This is a genomic window from Mycolicibacterium confluentis (assembly GCF_010729895.1).
In the GTDB taxonomy this organism is placed as follows: domain Bacteria; phylum Actinomycetota; class Actinomycetes; order Mycobacteriales; family Mycobacteriaceae; genus Mycobacterium; species Mycobacterium confluentis.
This window is the reverse complement of the sequence record NZ_AP022612.1, coordinates 562,636-576,958: the sequence shown is the minus strand read 5'-3', so window position 1 is coordinate 576,958 and position 14,323 is coordinate 562,636. Positions and strand designations below refer to the sequence as shown.

The 14,323-nt window shown below is 66.8% G+C and carries 12 protein-coding genes; 5 read left to right on the top strand and 7 right to left on the bottom strand.

Features of this window, described 5'->3' with window-relative positions:
- Window positions 1-6: 6 nt before the first annotated feature.
- Genes G6N34_RS02655 through G6N34_RS02640 form a run of 4 tightly spaced genes read left to right on the top strand, consistent with a single transcriptional unit; the run spans window position 7 to window position 4,554 of the window.
- Entirely contained in the window at window positions 7-1,962 is a 1,956-nt protein-coding gene (locus G6N34_RS02655; RefSeq protein ID WP_085155147.1) for an acetyl/propionyl/methylcrotonyl-CoA carboxylase subunit alpha, read from the top strand.
- Window positions 1,959-3,125, top strand: a complete 1,167-nt coding sequence (locus G6N34_RS02650; RefSeq protein WP_085155149.1) for an acyl-CoA dehydrogenase family protein — start codon at window positions 1,959-1,961, stop codon at window positions 3,123-3,125. The genes G6N34_RS02655 and G6N34_RS02650 overlap by 4 nt, the downstream gene beginning before the upstream one ends.
- Window positions 3,125-3,913: an enoyl-CoA hydratase family protein gene (locus tag G6N34_RS02645; protein WP_085155151.1), complete on the top strand. Its 789-nt coding sequence runs from the start codon at window positions 3,125-3,127 to the stop codon at window positions 3,911-3,913. The genes G6N34_RS02650 and G6N34_RS02645 overlap by 1 nt, the downstream gene beginning before the upstream one ends.
- A 47-nt stretch (window positions 3,914-3,960) precedes the next feature.
- Complete coding sequence (locus tag G6N34_RS02640; RefSeq protein WP_085155153.1) at window positions 3,961-4,554, top strand: DUF1707 SHOCT-like domain-containing protein; 594 nt, start codon at window positions 3,961-3,963, stop codon at window positions 4,552-4,554.
- A gap of 74 nt (window positions 4,555-4,628) precedes the next feature.
- Here G6N34_RS02640 and G6N34_RS02635 read toward each other — a convergent pair whose 3' ends face one another.
- Together G6N34_RS02635 and G6N34_RS02630 are read right to left on the bottom strand one after the other, a co-directional pair.
- Complete coding sequence (locus G6N34_RS02635; RefSeq protein WP_085155155.1) at window positions 4,629-5,807, bottom strand: hypothetical protein; 1,179 nt, start codon at window positions 5,805-5,807, stop codon at window positions 4,629-4,631.
- Window positions 5,808-6,283: 476 nt separating this feature from the next.
- The gene (locus G6N34_RS02630) at window positions 6,284-7,633 is read right to left on the bottom strand and encodes a hypothetical protein (protein ID WP_085155157.1); all 1,350 of its coding nucleotides are present in this window, start codon (window positions 7,631-7,633) and stop codon (window positions 6,284-6,286) included.
- Window positions 7,634-8,003: 370 nt separating this feature from the next.
- Here G6N34_RS02630 and G6N34_RS02625 point away from each other — a divergent pair, with 370 nt between their 5' ends.
- Window positions 8,004-8,858, top strand: coding sequence for a 3-hydroxyacyl-CoA dehydrogenase (locus tag G6N34_RS02625; RefSeq protein ID WP_085155159.1), 855 nt, complete (start codon window positions 8,004-8,006; stop codon window positions 8,856-8,858).
- A gap of 9 nt (window positions 8,859-8,867) precedes the next feature.
- Here the strand turns inward: G6N34_RS02625 and G6N34_RS02620 are convergent, their stop codons facing one another.
- The 5 genes from G6N34_RS02620 to G6N34_RS02600 form a co-directional block, all read right to left on the bottom strand.
- Window positions 8,868-9,755, bottom strand: a complete 888-nt coding sequence (locus G6N34_RS02620) for a DUF4344 domain-containing metallopeptidase (protein ID WP_085155161.1) — start codon at window positions 9,753-9,755, stop codon at window positions 8,868-8,870.
- Window positions 9,756-9,796: 41 nt separating this feature from the next.
- Window positions 9,797-10,279, bottom strand: coding sequence for an SRPBCC family protein (locus G6N34_RS02615; protein WP_085155163.1), 483 nt, complete (start codon window positions 10,277-10,279; stop codon window positions 9,797-9,799).
- A gap of 3 nt (window positions 10,280-10,282) precedes the next feature.
- Window positions 10,283-10,630 carry an ArsR/SmtB family transcription factor gene (locus G6N34_RS02610; RefSeq protein ID WP_085155165.1) on the bottom strand — a complete coding sequence of 116 codons (348 nt, stop codon included), beginning with the start codon at window positions 10,628-10,630 and terminating at the stop codon, window positions 10,283-10,285.
- Between the two features lie 218 nt (window positions 10,631-10,848).
- Window positions 10,849-12,912, bottom strand: a complete 2,064-nt coding sequence (locus G6N34_RS02605) for a VWA domain-containing protein (protein WP_085155167.1) — start codon at window positions 12,910-12,912, stop codon at window positions 10,849-10,851.
- Window positions 12,905-14,287, bottom strand: coding sequence for a sigma 54-interacting transcriptional regulator (locus G6N34_RS02600; RefSeq protein ID WP_085155439.1), 1,383 nt, complete (start codon window positions 14,285-14,287; stop codon window positions 12,905-12,907). Before G6N34_RS02600 ends, G6N34_RS02605 begins: the two co-directional genes overlap by 8 nt.
- Between the last annotated feature and the right edge of the window lie 36 nt (window positions 14,288-14,323).

The following is a 14,323-nucleotide window of genomic DNA, read 5'->3' as shown; positions in this document are numbered from 1 at the left end:
GCGCCGATGATCTCCAAGGTTCTAGTCGCCAACCGCGGTGAGATCGCCCGCCGGGTCTTCGCCACCTGCCGTCGTCTCGGGATCGGGACCGTCGCGATCTACACCGACCACGATGCCGGCGCGCCGCACGTCGCCGAAGCCGACACCCGCGTGCGGGTGCCCGGCTATCTGGACATCGATGCGATCCTGTCCGCGGCCAAGGCCGCAGGTGCCGACGCCATCCACCCGGGGTACGGATTCCTCTCGGAGAACGCCGAATTCGCCACCGCGGTCGAGGTGGTGGGCCTGACCTGGATCGGCCCTCCCGTCGAGGCAGTGCGGGCCATGGGGTCCAAGATCGCGTCGAAGAAGATGATGGCCGCCGCGGGCGTGCCGGTGCTCGAGCAGTTGGACCCGGCCGCCGTGACCGACGACGAACTGCCCGTGCTGGTCAAGGCGTCGGCGGGCGGTGGCGGCCGCGGTATGCGCGTCGTCACCGACGTGGCCGCCCTGCCCGACGAGGTGGAGGCCGCGCGCCGCGAGGCCAAGTCGGCGTTCGGCGACGACACGGTGTTCTGCGAGCGCTATCTGCCGTCGGGCCACCACGTCGAGGTCCAGATCATGGCGGACGCACACGGGACCGTCTGGGCCGTCGGTGAACGGGAATGCTCGATCCAGCGGCGACACCAGAAGATCATCGAGGAGGCCCCCTCACCGTTGGTGGAACGCCATTCGGGCATGCGGGACAGGCTGTTCGAGGCGGCCCGGTCGGCGGCCCACGCCATCGGGTACACCGGCGCGGGCACGGTCGAGTTCCTGGCCGACGACACCGGCGAGTTCTTCTTCCTGGAGATGAACACGCGCCTGCAGGTCGAGCACCCGGTCACCGAGGCGACCACCGGACTGGACCTGGTGGAACTCCAACTCGCCGTCGCCGACGGTCACGCGCTGGATCCCGAGCCACCCGCGGCGCGAGGTGCCTCGATCGAGGCGCGCCTGTACGCCGAGGATCCCGCCAAGGACTGGCAACCGCAGGCGGGCGACGTCCACCACTTCGAGGTGCCCACGGCGCGAAGCAGTTTCGAGAGCTCCGGGCGGTCCGAGATCCGGTTGGACGCCGGCATCGTGGCGGGATCCACGGTGTCCATCCACTACGACCCGATGCTGGCCAAGGTCATCTCCTATGCGCCGACCCGCGCTCAGGCCGCGGCCATGCTGGCCGACACGCTGACCCGCACGCGACTGCACGGCGTGCGCACCAACCGCGACCTGCTGGTCAACGTACTGCGGCATCCGGCCTTCCTGGACGGCGAGACCGACACCGCGTTCTTCGACACCCACGGTTTGGCCACCCTTGCGGCACCCCTGGCCGACGACGCGTCGGTGCGCGCCTCGGCGATCGCCGCGACCTTGGCCGAGGCCGCGCACAACCGCGCAGGCGCACGGGTGTTCGCCGGGGTGCCCAGCGGATGGCGCAACGTCGCCTCGAGCAACCAGACCAAGACCTTCCGGGCCGGCGACACCGACCACCTGGTGGCCTACCGCGTCACCCGCACCGGCGTGCTGCTGCCCGACGACGACGCGGTCCACGTCGTCTCGACGTCGCCGCAGTGCGTCGTGCTCGACGAGGGTGGTGCGGAGACCGCCTTCAGCGTCGCCCGCCACGGGGAGGTGGTCTACGTGGACTCGTCGCGCGGGAGCGTCGAATTCGTCGCTGTGCCACGGTTCGTCGAGCCCGGGTCGACCATCGCGGCCGGGTCACTGGTGGCCCCGATGCCCGGCGTGGTGATCCGACTGGGCGCGAATGAGGGCGAGACCGTGACAGCCGGTCAACCCCTGGTCTGGCTGGAGGCGATGAAGATGGAACACACCCTGACCGCACCCAATTCGGGGGTGCTGGCCGAGCTCAACGTCACCGAGGGACAACAGGTCGAGGTGGGCGCCGTCCTGGCGCGCGTCGATTCAGGAGAAGACGAACAATGACCGACACGGGTTTCATCGAAAGCGACGAACGGCGCGCCCTGCGGGAGGCGGTGTCCGCATTCGCCGCCGGCTACGGCCAGGACTACTACCTGGAGAAGGCCCGCGCCGGCGAGCACACGACTGAGTTGTGGACCGAGGCCGGGAAGCTCGGCTTCATCGGCGTGAACCTGCCCGAAGAGTACGGCGGGGGCGGCGCGGGCATGTACGAGTTGAGCCTCGTCATGGAGGAGATGGCCGCCGCGGGTTCGGCGCTGCTGATGATGGTGGTCTCGCCGGCCATCAACGGCACCATCATCGCCAAGTTCGGCACCGAGGACCAGAAGAGGCGCTGGCTGCCCGGCATCGCCGACGGTTCGATCACCATGGCGTTCGCCATCACTGAACCCGACGCGGGGTCCAACTCCCACAAGATCACCACCACGGCCCGCCGGGACGGCAGCGACTGGATCCTGTCCGGTCAGAAGGTCTACATCTCCGGTGTCGATCAGGCCCAGGCCGTGCTCGTCGTGGGGCGCACTGAGGAGGCCAAGACCGGCAACCTCAAGCCGGCGCTGTTCGTGGTGCCCACCGACACTCCGGGACTGAGCTACACCAAGATTCCGATGGAGATCGTCAGCCCCGAGTTCCAGTTTCAGGTGTTCCTCGACGAGGTCCGCCTGCCCGCCGACGCCCTGGTCGGTTCCGAGGACGCCGCGATCGCGCAGCTTTTCGCGGGCCTGAACCCCGAACGCATCATGGGCGCGGCGTCCGCGGTGGGCATGGGCCGGTTCGCGATCGGCAAGGCCACCGAGTACGTCAAGACCCGGCAGGTCTGGAAGACACCGATCGGCGCCCATCAGGGCATCTCACATCCCTTGGCGCAGAATCACATCGAGATCGAACTGGCGAGGCTGATGATGCAGAAGGCCGCCACGCTGTACGACTCGGGGGACGACTTCGGCGCGGCGGAGGCCGCGAACATGGCCAAGTACGCCGCCGGTGAGGCGTCGGTGCGCGCGGTCGATCAGGCCGTGCAGAGCCTCGGCGGCAACGGGTTGACCAAGGAGTACGGCATCGCGTCGGTGCTCACGGCGTCACGCCTGGCCCGGATCGCCCCGGTGAGTCGCGAGATGATCCTCAACTTCGTGGCCCAGACCTCGCTCGGACTGCCCAGGTCGTACTGATGGACTCCCCCGTCGACTACCGGGTGGCGGATCGGGCCGCGCACCTGACCCTCAACTCTCCGGAGAAGCGCAACGCGCTGTCACCGGCACTGGTCGGCGCGCTGCATCAGGGCCTGCGGGACGCCGTCGCGGACCCGGAGGTCCGCATGGTGGTGATCGGGCACACCGGTGGCACGTTCTGCGCCGGGGCGGACCTGAGCGCCGCGACCGGAGGCGACCCCTACGAGTTGGCGGTCGACCGCGCCAAAGAGATGGCGGACCTGCTGCGCGCGCTGGTCGAGTGTCCGCTGCCGGTGGTCGGGGTGATCGACGGCCATGTGCGGGCCGGGGGCATGGGCCTGGTCGGGGCGTGCGACATCGTCGTCGCCGGACCCAAGAGCACGTTCGCGCTGACCGAGGCGCGCATCGGTGTGGCCCCCGCGATCATCTCTATGACGCTGCTCCCGAAACTGAGCCCGCGTGCCGCGCATCGCTATTTCCTCACCGGCGAGACGTTCACCGCGGCGAAGGCTCATGAGATGGGGCTGGTGACCGTGGCGGCGACCGATGTCGTTGCCGAGTTGGCGACGATCGTCGACGCCCTCAGCAAGGGCTCTCCGCGAGGGCTCGCGGCAACAAAATCCCTGACCACAGCGTCAATTCTGCGGGGGTTCGACCGGGACGCCCAACGTCTCAGCGAAGATTCCGCAAATCTCTTCGTTTCCGACGAGGCGCACGAGGGAATGCTCGCTTTTTTGCAGAAGCGGCCACCAAAATGGGCCGAATCGGCAAATGATGGCCCTAATTAGATGTCCGCACTTTGCGGTTGACAACGTGCGTCGTAGGCTCGTCACCGATGAGCGATTCAGCGCAGCGGGACTCATCATTGCGAGCCGCCGACACCGACCGGATCCAGACTGCCCAATTGCTGACCGATGCCGCCGCGCAGGGTCAGCTGGATCTTGCTGAGTTCGAGAGCCGGCTCACGCAGGCCTACGCGGCCCAGACCTTCGGTGAGCTCGACCGCCTGTCGGCTGATCTTCCCAGCATCGCCAACATCCGCCGAGGCGCGTGCAAACCGGCACCCTCGACCGTGCTGCTGGCGATCTTGAGCGGCTTCCAGCGCCGCGGTCGTTGGAACGTTCCGCAGAAGTTGACGACGTTCACGTTCTGGGGTGGCGGGGTCGTCGACCTCCGCTACGCGGACTTCACCTCACCGACGGTCAACATCCACGCGTACTCGATCATGGGCGGGCAGACCATTCTGCTGCCGCCCGAGGTCAACGTCGAGGTGGGCGGCATGGGCGTGATGGGCGGATTCGAGCACAACATCACCGAACATGGCGCGCCCGGCGCACCGTGCGTGCGGATCTCGGGATTCGCGTTCTGGGGCAACGTCGGGATCAAGCGCAAGAAGCGGCGCGCCGGCCGCGTCGACGAGGTCGCCTAGTCACCACAGCTTGATAATGCCGTTGGCCCTTCCCGCTTCGGGAGGGGCCAACGCACTTCAGTTGTCACGCAGCATTATTCGGGGGCTTCGCCGCCGGCCGGGCTGCCCGTGTCGGCGCCGTCATTGCCTTGGGACACCGGCGTGGGCTTCCCCCCGAAGCTGGTTCGAACCCTGTCCAGGCGCTCCACCGTCCGCTCGGCGAACGCCTCGCGGGCGGCCTCGCGATCGGCACGGGCCTGCTTCACCTTGGCCTTGGCGTCCTTGAGTCCGTCGCTGATGGCCTTCGCGTGCTCGGCGATCGCGCTGGGCACACGCAGGTCGAATTTGGGCTGACTCGCGACGGGGTTCACCGCACCCGGCGAACCAGCCTCAGACGCGGGTGACGTCTCGGAATCCAGTTCACGCTCGACGGTCGCCCCCTCAGGGTCCGTCTCGATGGCCGGCGTGGCGGCCTCTGCACCGACAGCCCCGTCCGGGATCTGAAGCCGGACGCTCGTGGGGGTGGCCCGCTGCTCGCGCGGGAGCAGCGCCTCGATGACCCGGATCAGCGCACCCACCGGGTCCTTGAGCACCGCGACCACCGCGGGAGGCAGGTAGGCGTCGATGTTCAAGATCTCGGCGAGCGTTTCGGTCGCTCGCTTCACGCCGTCCCGCAGGCCCCCTTGAAGCCATCTCGTCGGATCGAGGTCCCGCAGGTTGATACCGACAACGCCCGCCATCACCACGACCGGTTCGACGACGAAGTCCACCAACTCCGTCAGCCCGAGATCATCGAAGATCTTGGCGAGCAGAGCCCGAGGGCCCGCGGAGAACAGGATGTCGTCGTAGTCGAAGGCGATGCCGTGGCTCGCGATGCCCTCGTCGACGAAGTAGTACAGCAGCGACTGGGCACCCATCCCCGCCGACGGGTTCCAGTCGTCCAGGGACTCGTTCCTGATGGTCGCCGGGTCGTCGCCCACGATCCCGTCCCCGCCTCCGGCGCCGCCCGCGAGATAGCGGTCGACGTCCTTGGGAGCCAGGGGGCCGTTGAACGAATCGGCACCGTTGTAGCCCTTGAAGAACGCATTGAGCGCGCCGAGCATCGACAGCGCGGTCAGGTCGAACGAGCCCGGCGAGTCCTCGGACGGCGTGACCCCCTCCTGCACTGCAGCCACCTCGACGGTCGGCGCCCGCAGAACCTCGGGAGTGGCCGCGATGATCGCAGCGGCACCCACGAGTGCGACGCCTGACGTGAGGATGGGCTTCAGCGCCATCTGAGGGGAATCCCCCAATCTGAGTGGTCGACGGACGGGTTTCCTGGTCACAAACCCAGAACTTGCTGAGAGAACCCTAAAAGGTGGTTTGCCGATGAGCAACTGAAACACGCGTTTTCACTGCTTTCGGAGCAGCCCAGTTCGCGCGGACGACCCCCGACAGGCCCCACCGCCCAGCAGCGTCAGCCACGCCGAAAACGCGCTGATCAGCTGGTATGCGATGTGCGCGTCGAGTAACTCCGCGGCCTGCCGCCTCGGGTGACACAACGCCCAGAGTGCGGGCCGCGGCAGCCATGAGGACGATGCGCCACGGGGCTCCGTTTTGTTTGCTCAAGGCAACTACCCGCGGATCGGGGTCGATCGCCCGGGATTTCGACGCGATCGGGCCACGCTGACGTGCCCGAAAACGCCGTTGGCCCCTCCCGAATCGGGAGGGGCCAACGGGCTTGGTCGCTTGGCTTGGTCGCTTGGCTGGGTTAGCTCTCGCCGCCCTCGGTGCCACCGCCGGTGGCACCACCGCCGGTCGCGCCACCACCGTTGTCGTCGCCGCCACCGACCTTCGCGCCCGCCTCGGGGCCGCTGGTCGTGCGGGGCTTCAGTCCGAGTGCAGAGCGGAAGCTCTCCTTACGCTCTGCACGCTTCTCCGCGCGCTCGGCCTTGGCTTCCTTCGCCTTGGCCTTGGCGTCACTGATGGTGTCGCTGAGGCTCGGCAGGCCCGGCTTCTTGTCGGCCTCGGGTGCGCTTTCGGTCTTCCCCTCGTCGACGCCCTCGACCTTGTCTTCGACGACGGTCTCGGTGACCGAGTCCTTCGGCTTGAGGGCGCCCAGAGCCTCCTTGGCCTTGGCCGCCAAGTCGTCGCGGAACTCGATCGGGCTGGGCAGCGTGACGGCCGCGAAGGGGCTGGGCTTCTGATCCTCGGCGGCAGCCTCGCCCTCTTCACCCTCTTCGGAGATGCCCTCGCCCTCGACCGCGGCCTTGAACGAACGCTGTCCGGCCGTGTCGTCGTCCGGCTCAACCAAGTCTTCGTCGTTCGGGATGAGCACGCCGATGATCTGGACGATCGTGCCCAGCGGGTGGGTGACGAACGCAGCCAGCGCGGGAGGCAGGTACGCGGCCGGATCGGCGAGGATGTCCAGCGGCGTGGACTGCACGATGATCGTGGGCAGCGCCACGAGCAGTTCGAGCAGGGGGATCGCGCCGACCGGATCGTGGAAGAACTGCAGGATCGGTTCCAGAGCCGTGTCCTCGACAAGGCCGACCGGGTCCGTCAGGAAATCGCCGACCTCGGGGGGCAGCGCGATCAGCGGGTTGCTGATGAACGCCAGCAGTCCGTCCAGGTTGAGGTCCTGGGCGATCTTGTTGAACAGCGCGGTCTGGCCGGCCGAGAACAGGATGTCGTCATGGTGGAACGTGACGCCCAGGCTCGCCAAGCCCTCGTCGATCAGGTAGTACAGCAATGCCTCGACACCGAAACCGACCCAAGGATCCCACTCATCACCGGTGTTGAGCTTGCCGTCAGGATTGAGGTCGACGCCGTACTGCTCGGCGTGTTCGTCCGACAGCGGATCGTGCAGCGAATCCCCACCGTCGTAGCCCTCGAACAGCGCGTTGAGCGCGTTGCGCAGCGACAGCGCCGTGAGCTCGTACTTCGCGGATGAGATCTGGGTCGGGGTGGGCATGCTCTGCGCTGCAGCGACCTCAACAGTGGGTGCGGGCATCAATTCGGGCGTCGCCGCGATGATCGCGGCGGCACTCGCGAGTGCAACGCCAGAGGTGAGGATGGGCTTCAGTGCCATATGGATGGTCTCCCCGATCAGGTTGGACATAACTTGACGTCACTCATAGGTGCAAACCTAGAAGTTGCTGAGAGGATCCTAAGGGGTGGTTTGCCGATCAGCAACCGATATGCCCCGCCACACCCGTGACGAATGACGCGTGATTGTGTCGGGCATTGTGTACGTCAGATGTCCCATGTCAGGATGCCGGGGTCGCCGAAACAGCCCCATTAGCTGGGATTGCGACCTCCACTCGCGGTGACGTGAGCTCTTGACGTCGCCGCCAGAACCAGTCCTGGATGACGCACCCAAGACGTCTGCAACCGAACGCCGTCAACCAGGCCCAGATAGTTAGCTGAATGAACCACATGGGCCGAACTACCCTGAACCTGTCATCGTCGCCGCCGCGAAATGGAGCAGCATGCCCACATCAATAAGCACTGTCACCGTCCTCGGCGCCGGAGTGCTCGGTTCCCAGATCGCGTATCAGAGCGCATACAAGGGCTTTCCCGTCATCGCCTACGACATCGACGACGAGGCACTGCGGGCTGCTCAGAAGCGCTTCGACCACCTGGCCGCGACCTACCTCAATGAGGTGCCCGGCGCCGACGACGAGACCACGCAGGCCGCCCTGGCCCGGTTGACCCTGACGACAGACCTGGGCCAGGCGGCCGACGCGGACCTCATCATCGAGGCCGTCCCCGAACTCCTGGACGTCAAGCAGCAGACCTACTCGACGCTGGCCACGCTGGCCCCGCAGCACACGATCTTCGCGACCAACTCCTCGACGATGCTGCCCAGCGATCTCAAGGAATCCACTGGTCGCCCGGATCGCTTCCTGGCGTTGCACTTCGCCAATCGGATCTGGAGTTCGAACATCGCCGAGGTGATGGGGACCGCCGACACCGACCCCGCGGTGTACGAGGCCGTCGTCGAATTCGCCGTCGCCATCGGCATGGTGCCCATCGAACTCCACAAGGAGAAGGCGGGCTACGTACTCAACACGTTGTTGGTGCCGTTCCTGCGGGCCGCGTTGGAACTGGTCGCCGGCGGATACGCCGAACCGGGCGACGTCGACAACACCTGGCGGATCGGCACCGGCGCACCCGTCGGGCCGTTTCAGATCTACGACGTCATCGGGATGCGCACGCCGTACAACATCATGTCGCACGGCGACGAGGACGCTCAGCAGATGGCGGCCTGGCTCAAGAAGAACTACATCGACAAGGGCAAGCTCGGCCTGGCCACGGGCGAGGGGTTCTACAAGTACTTCTGAGCTCTGGGCTCAGTCCTTGATGTGCGGTTCGAGCAGCGTTCCCCAGGCCTTGACCAGATGGTTGTATTCGTCTTCGCAGCGGTCCGCGCGAGCCTGCGGCAGTAGGCCGGAGTCGACGATGTCCTGGTTGCCGTCGGGATCCGAACCGTAGATCCAACATTCGAAGTTGAACATCCGGGCCTGGTTGAGGGTGTGCACGTCGGCGTAGTCGCTGTCCTCCGGCGCGCCCCACTCCTGAGCATAGACGCGGTATTCGCGCGCCTGGTCCTTGGCCGCCTGCACCAGGTCCGGGTCGACGTAACCGTCCGAATCCGGGGTCAGCAGCCAGAACGCCGCCATCTGGTCGGCAGCGTCCTCCTCACGCCCGGTGGCCGGCAGGTCGTACAGGTCGATGGCCATGTGCCCGAGTTCGTGGAAGAACGAGGCGATCGCGACCCGGCGCGCACTGGCCTCGGGGTCGGGATCGCCTGCCTCGCCGAAGATCCGCAGACTCTCGTCGACGTCTTCGTAGCAGAGCACCATCTCCTTGTCGTCGGGGCTCCAGTAGTCGTTGGGCTCGTCGCACTGCGAGCCCTTCAGCGGAACGTCGAAGGGCAGCTTGAGGTTTCCGTTGACGGTGTCGGACAGATCTTCGAGCAGGTTCAACCGCTCCATCAGACCCTTGCCGTTGCGGGCCTCGGCAGTGGTGGCGTCCTCATACTCGGGCACCATGCTGCCGTTGTCGTCGTCCTCGGCGGAGCCCTCGGTGTCCGCGACCACCTCGGCCGGGGACTCGGTCACCGACGACTCCTGCTGCGGCGCGGCATTCGAACCACACCCCACGAGCAGTGCCGCAATGGCACCGACTGCCAGCAGGAACTGCCCCGGATACGCTTGGCGTCCACCAGAACTCAGCATGGCAACACCATAAGGGCAGTTACTGCCGCGCGGCCACCGATTCACGCAAGCAGGTCGTCGATCTGGTTGATGGCCGACGATGCGCCTTCGACGACGCCCATGTCGAGCACCTGCTGGAGCGCTTCGACAGAGGCGTAGGTGCCCACGTACCGCGCGCGGGTGCCGCCGTTGTGTTCGGTGAAGGTGTAATTGTTCTCCGAGACCGGCAGGTCGGGGTTCGGGTTGAAGTCCGAGTCGGCGAAGCCGTCGAGGAACGAGAAGCTCGTCGGCTCGTTGACGGCGGTGATCTGCCAGTATCCGGCGTACTTTTCGCCGTCGGGACCGGTCATGAAGTACGTGACCCGGCCACCGGGAGTGAGGTCGTGGTCGACGACCGTCGCCGGGTGGCTCGGCGGGCCCCAGATCTTCTCGAGTTGGCGCGGGTCCGCGTACACCTGCCAGATGCGTTCCACCGGGGCGGCGAACTCGGCCGTGATGGTCAGGGTGAGGCTGTCGAGATCGTGCTGAACGTCGGTCACGGGCATGGTTCAGTTCTCCTTGTTCTCGTTGTTGTCGGCTGCGATCAGGTCGTCGATGCGGGCGATGCGGCCACGCCACACCTGTTCAAGCTCGGTGAGCAGGGCCGCCACCGAGCGCACCGCCGCGACGTCACCGCTGGCCAACTGCTCGCGGCCACGCCGCCGCTTGATGAGCAGCCCGGACTTCTCCAGGACGGCGACGTGCTTCTGCACCGCGGCGAAGCTGACGTCGTACTTGACCGCGAGTTCGGAGATCGAATGCTCGCCGGCCAGCACGCGGCGCAGGATGTCGCGCCGGGTTCGGTCGGCGAGCGCGTGGAACAGGGCGTCGGCTCTGCTCTCGTCAATCACGGTCACGCCTTCAACATACAACCGATCGGTTGTACGTTGTCAAGGGGTTTCCGGTATGCGTTCTTGGAGTCATCGCACGGGGTGGGGCGGTCGCGTCGCGCAACCACCCCGCGCCAAACCCGCCGAAATGTGCGAAATTGCAGGCAAATCAGCCGATTTCCCTGCAATTCCGCACTTTTTCGCCACGACAACCAACGCCGCGGAAAAACACGCCGGGGCAACCCCTAACGCCGACGCCGCGCCTTCAGGTAGTCACCCACCACGGCGGCACCCAACCCGTCGAGATCAGGCTCGACGACTCGGCCCTCGACCCTGCGCGCCACCTGGTCGATGAACCGCGCCAGGCCCGGGTCACTGCCCAACCGGAAGATGGTGACCTGCGCACCCAGACGGGCGATCTCGTCAAAACCCTTGACGGTCAACCCGATGGTGCGCGGGTGTGGCGGATAGTCGAAGAACACCGACGCCCCCTGGTCACCGCCGTAATCCTCCAGATGCGCGGTGGGCTCACCGTCGGTGACGATCAGCACGACGGGCTGGGCATTGGGATGCCGGCGCAGATGCCGGGTCGCCAGCGCCAGGGCGTGATGCAGGTTGGTGCCCTGCTCATACACGCCTTCCAAACCGGTCAGCTCGGCCGCCGTCACGGTCCTGGCGTAGCGACCAAACGCGATGATCTGCAGGTCATCTGAACGGAACCGGGTGCTCACCAGATGGTTGAGCGCCAAGGCGGTGCGCTTCATCGGCAGCCATCGGTTCTCCATCACCATGGAGAACGACGTGTCCACCAACAGCGCGACGGCAGCCTGGGTCCGCGTCTCGGTCTCGGACACCTCGACGTCCTCGACCGTGATCCGAATGGGCCGAGCCTCCTCCCCGGGCCCGGCCTCGCGCAGTGATCCCGTGTTGGTCGCCGCCGTGCGGATCGGACCCGCATTGGTCGCCGCCGTGCGGATCGGACCCGCATTGGTCGCCGCCGTGCGGAGCACGGCATTGGTCAGCGTCCGGGTGACGTTCCACGGCTCGGTGTCGCCGAACGCCCAGGGCCGCGTCGCCCCGGTCAACTCCCCCGCAGCACCGGCGCGCCGGGTCTGGCGCTCACCGTGCCGCCCGGAAAGCTGTTGCGCCACATCACGAAGCGCGGCCTGCCCAAGCTGACGCATCGCCTTCGGCGACAACCGCCACTGCCCGTCGGAACCACGATCCAGGAAGCCCTGGTTCATCAGCGCGCGCTCCAGATCAGCCAGGGTGCGCGCATTGACGGCGGCCTCGTCGCCCAGTTGGCGCGCCAGCATGTCGAGGTCCACGTCGTCCATCGACGCCCCGGCATAGGACTGCGACAACTGCTCGGCCAACTGCTCGAGTTCGGCGATGTCGGCCATCGCCTGGGCACCCTCGCCCATCCCCATCGGATCGTCGCCGGAGAAGCGCTGCGAACCGTCCCAGTCCTCGCCGGGACGCGCGGCCTGCAGGTGCGAGTCCAGCCGGTTCAGCGCATTCATCAGCGACGGCGATCCGAAAGCCTGCTGCGCCAACGCATCCAACTCGGCGCGCTGCTGCTCGGACAGGCTGTTGCGGAAGCGCTGGGCCGCCGCGGCCCGCTGGGCCAGGGAATCGAGAAGCTCGTCGATGTTCTTCGGGTTCTCCGGGAAGAACTCGCCGTGCTTATCCATGAAGTCATCAAAGTCTGCTTGCGAATCCTTCCCTTCCGCATGCTTGTCCAGCAGATTGTTCAGGTCGTCGAGCATGTCGTTGACGCGCTGACGGTCCTCGTCGGTGGCGTTCTCCAGGGCCTGCTTCATCCCGGCGAACCGCTGGTCGAGCATCTCGCGACCCATCAGGTCCTTGATCTGCTCGTACTTCTGCCGGGCCTCCTGAGACCGCCAGTCGTACTCGGAGAGTTCCTGCACGGCCTTGGCCGGTGACGGCGACAGCGACTCCAACTGCAGTTCACCGAACCGCGCGTCGTCGTCCAACGCGCGCGCCAACTCCTTGCGCTCGGCGAGCACCGCCTCGTCGAGCAGTTTTTTGATCTCCTGCAGGGTGCCGTCGAGGTTGTTGCGCTGCAGCAGTTCTCGACGCCGGCGGTTGGCCTCAGCGGCCAGCTTGTCCGCACCCTTCATGTTCTGGGTGCCGCGACGCAGCATCTCCTGCAGCGCACGGCGCGGCGAGGAGCCCTCCATGACGTCCTGCCCGATCTGCTCCAACGCCTCACGCAGATCGACCGGGGGCGCCAGCGGGTCAGGCCCGCCGGTGTATCTCGAATATCTCGAGGTGCGTTCAGCCATAGACCGTTTCGCCTTCACCGGACACCTTGTCGATGCGCTTGGCCAGATACAGCGCCTCGAGCGCCAACTCGGTCGCCGACGCACGCTGTCCGTCGGACTCCGCGCCCAGGCGCTGCGCGATCTCGTCGAGCACCGGCAGGTCCGGCAGTGCCGCCAGCACGTCCTTGGCGCTGACCCGCTCACCCGTGGTCACCGGTGAGCCGGCCTCGACGGCGGCCACCAGGGGGCCGACATCCAACCCGCCGAGCGCACGCGACGCGGTGTCGGCGGTGGCCCGGCGAAGAAGGTGTTCGAGCACAGCCTGCTCGCGGCCCTCCTCACCGGATTCGAACTCCAGCTTGCCGCGAAGCACGTCGATGATGGTGCTCAGGTCGACGACTCGGGCCACCGGTTCCTGCTCACCCAGGATCGCGCCGCGGTGGCGGGCCGAGGCGGCGACGGTCTCGGCGGCCGCGATCGCGAACCGCGCGGACACACCGGAGCGCTGGTCCACCGAATTGGACTCGCGCAGCAGACGCGCGAACCGCGCGATGATCTGCAGCAGGTACTCCGGCACCTCGGCCGACAGGTGCGCCTCCTGGCTGATGACGCCGACCTCGGCGTCGAGTTCCAGCGGGTAGTGGGTCCGAATCTCGGCCCCGAACCGGTCCTTGAGCGGAGTGATGATCCGGCCACGGTTCGTGTAGTCCTCGGGGTTGGCGCTGGCGACCACCAGAACGTCCAGCGGAAGGCGCAGCGTGTAGCCGCGCACCTGGATGTCGCGCTCCTCCATGACGTTGAGCATCGACACCTGGATGCGCTCGGCGAGGTCGGGCAACTCGTTGACCGCGACGATGCCGCGGTGGGCGCGCGGGATCAGGCCGTAGGCGATGGTCTCGGGATCCCCGAGGCTGCGTCCCTCGGCGACCTTGATCGGATCGATGTCGCCGACGAGGTCCGCGACGCTGGTGTCGGGGGTCGCGAGCTTCTCGGTGTAGCGCTCACTGCGGTGCCGCCACTCGATGGGCAGATCGTCGCCGGACTCGGCCACACGCCGGATCGACTCGGGCGTGATGGGGCTGTAGGGGTGCTCGCCGAGTTCCGAACCGGCGATCACCGGCGTCCACTCGTCGAGCAGACCCACCAGAGAGCGCAGCAGACGCGTCTTGCCCTGACCGCGCTCACCGAGGAGAACGAAGTCGTGACCGGCGATCAGCGCGCGTTCGACCTGCGGCAACACGGTGTCTTCGAAGCCGAAGATCCCCGGCCAGACGTCGGTTCCGTCGGCGAGCGCCGCCAGCAGATTGTCGCGGAGTTCCTGCTTGACGCTCTTCTCTTCATGACCGGTGGCACGCAGCTCACCGACAGTACGAGGCTGATCGTTTGGTGATGTCACCACTCCACGCTACGACGGGTCGGCGGAGTGGTCATG

Bases quoted from the DNA above. Each gene is read 5' to 3' on its own strand.
- G6N34_RS02625 (WP_085155159.1), top strand. From the start codon at position 8,004: ATGCCCACATCAATAAGCACTGTCACCGTCCTCGGCGCCGGAGTGCTC.
- G6N34_RS02640 (WP_085155153.1), top strand. From the start codon at position 3,961: ATGAGCGATTCAGCGCAGCGGGACTCATCATTGCGAGCCGCCGACACC.
- G6N34_RS02650 (WP_085155149.1), top strand. From the start codon at position 1,959: ATGACCGACACGGGTTTCATCGAAAGCGACGAACGGCGCGCCCTGCGG.
- G6N34_RS02630 (WP_085155157.1), bottom strand. From the start codon at position 7,633: ATGTCCAACCTGATCGGGGAGACCATCCATATGGCACTGAAGCCCATC.
- G6N34_RS02615 (WP_085155163.1), bottom strand. From the start codon at position 10,279: ATGCCCGTGACCGACGTTCAGCACGATCTCGACAGCCTCACCCTGACC.
- G6N34_RS02645 (WP_085155151.1), top strand. From the start codon at position 3,125: ATGGACTCCCCCGTCGACTACCGGGTGGCGGATCGGGCCGCGCACCTG.
- G6N34_RS02620 (WP_085155161.1), bottom strand. From the start codon at position 9,755: ATGCTGAGTTCTGGTGGACGCCAAGCGTATCCGGGGCAGTTCCTGCTG.
- G6N34_RS02635 (WP_085155155.1), bottom strand. From the start codon at position 5,807: ATGGCGCTGAAGCCCATCCTCACGTCAGGCGTCGCACTCGTGGGTGCC.
- G6N34_RS02605 (WP_085155167.1), bottom strand. From the start codon at position 12,912: ATGGCTGAACGCACCTCGAGATATTCGAGATACACCGGCGGGCCTGAC.
- G6N34_RS02655 (WP_085155147.1), top strand. From the start codon at position 7: ATGATCTCCAAGGTTCTAGTCGCCAACCGCGGTGAGATCGCCCGCCGG.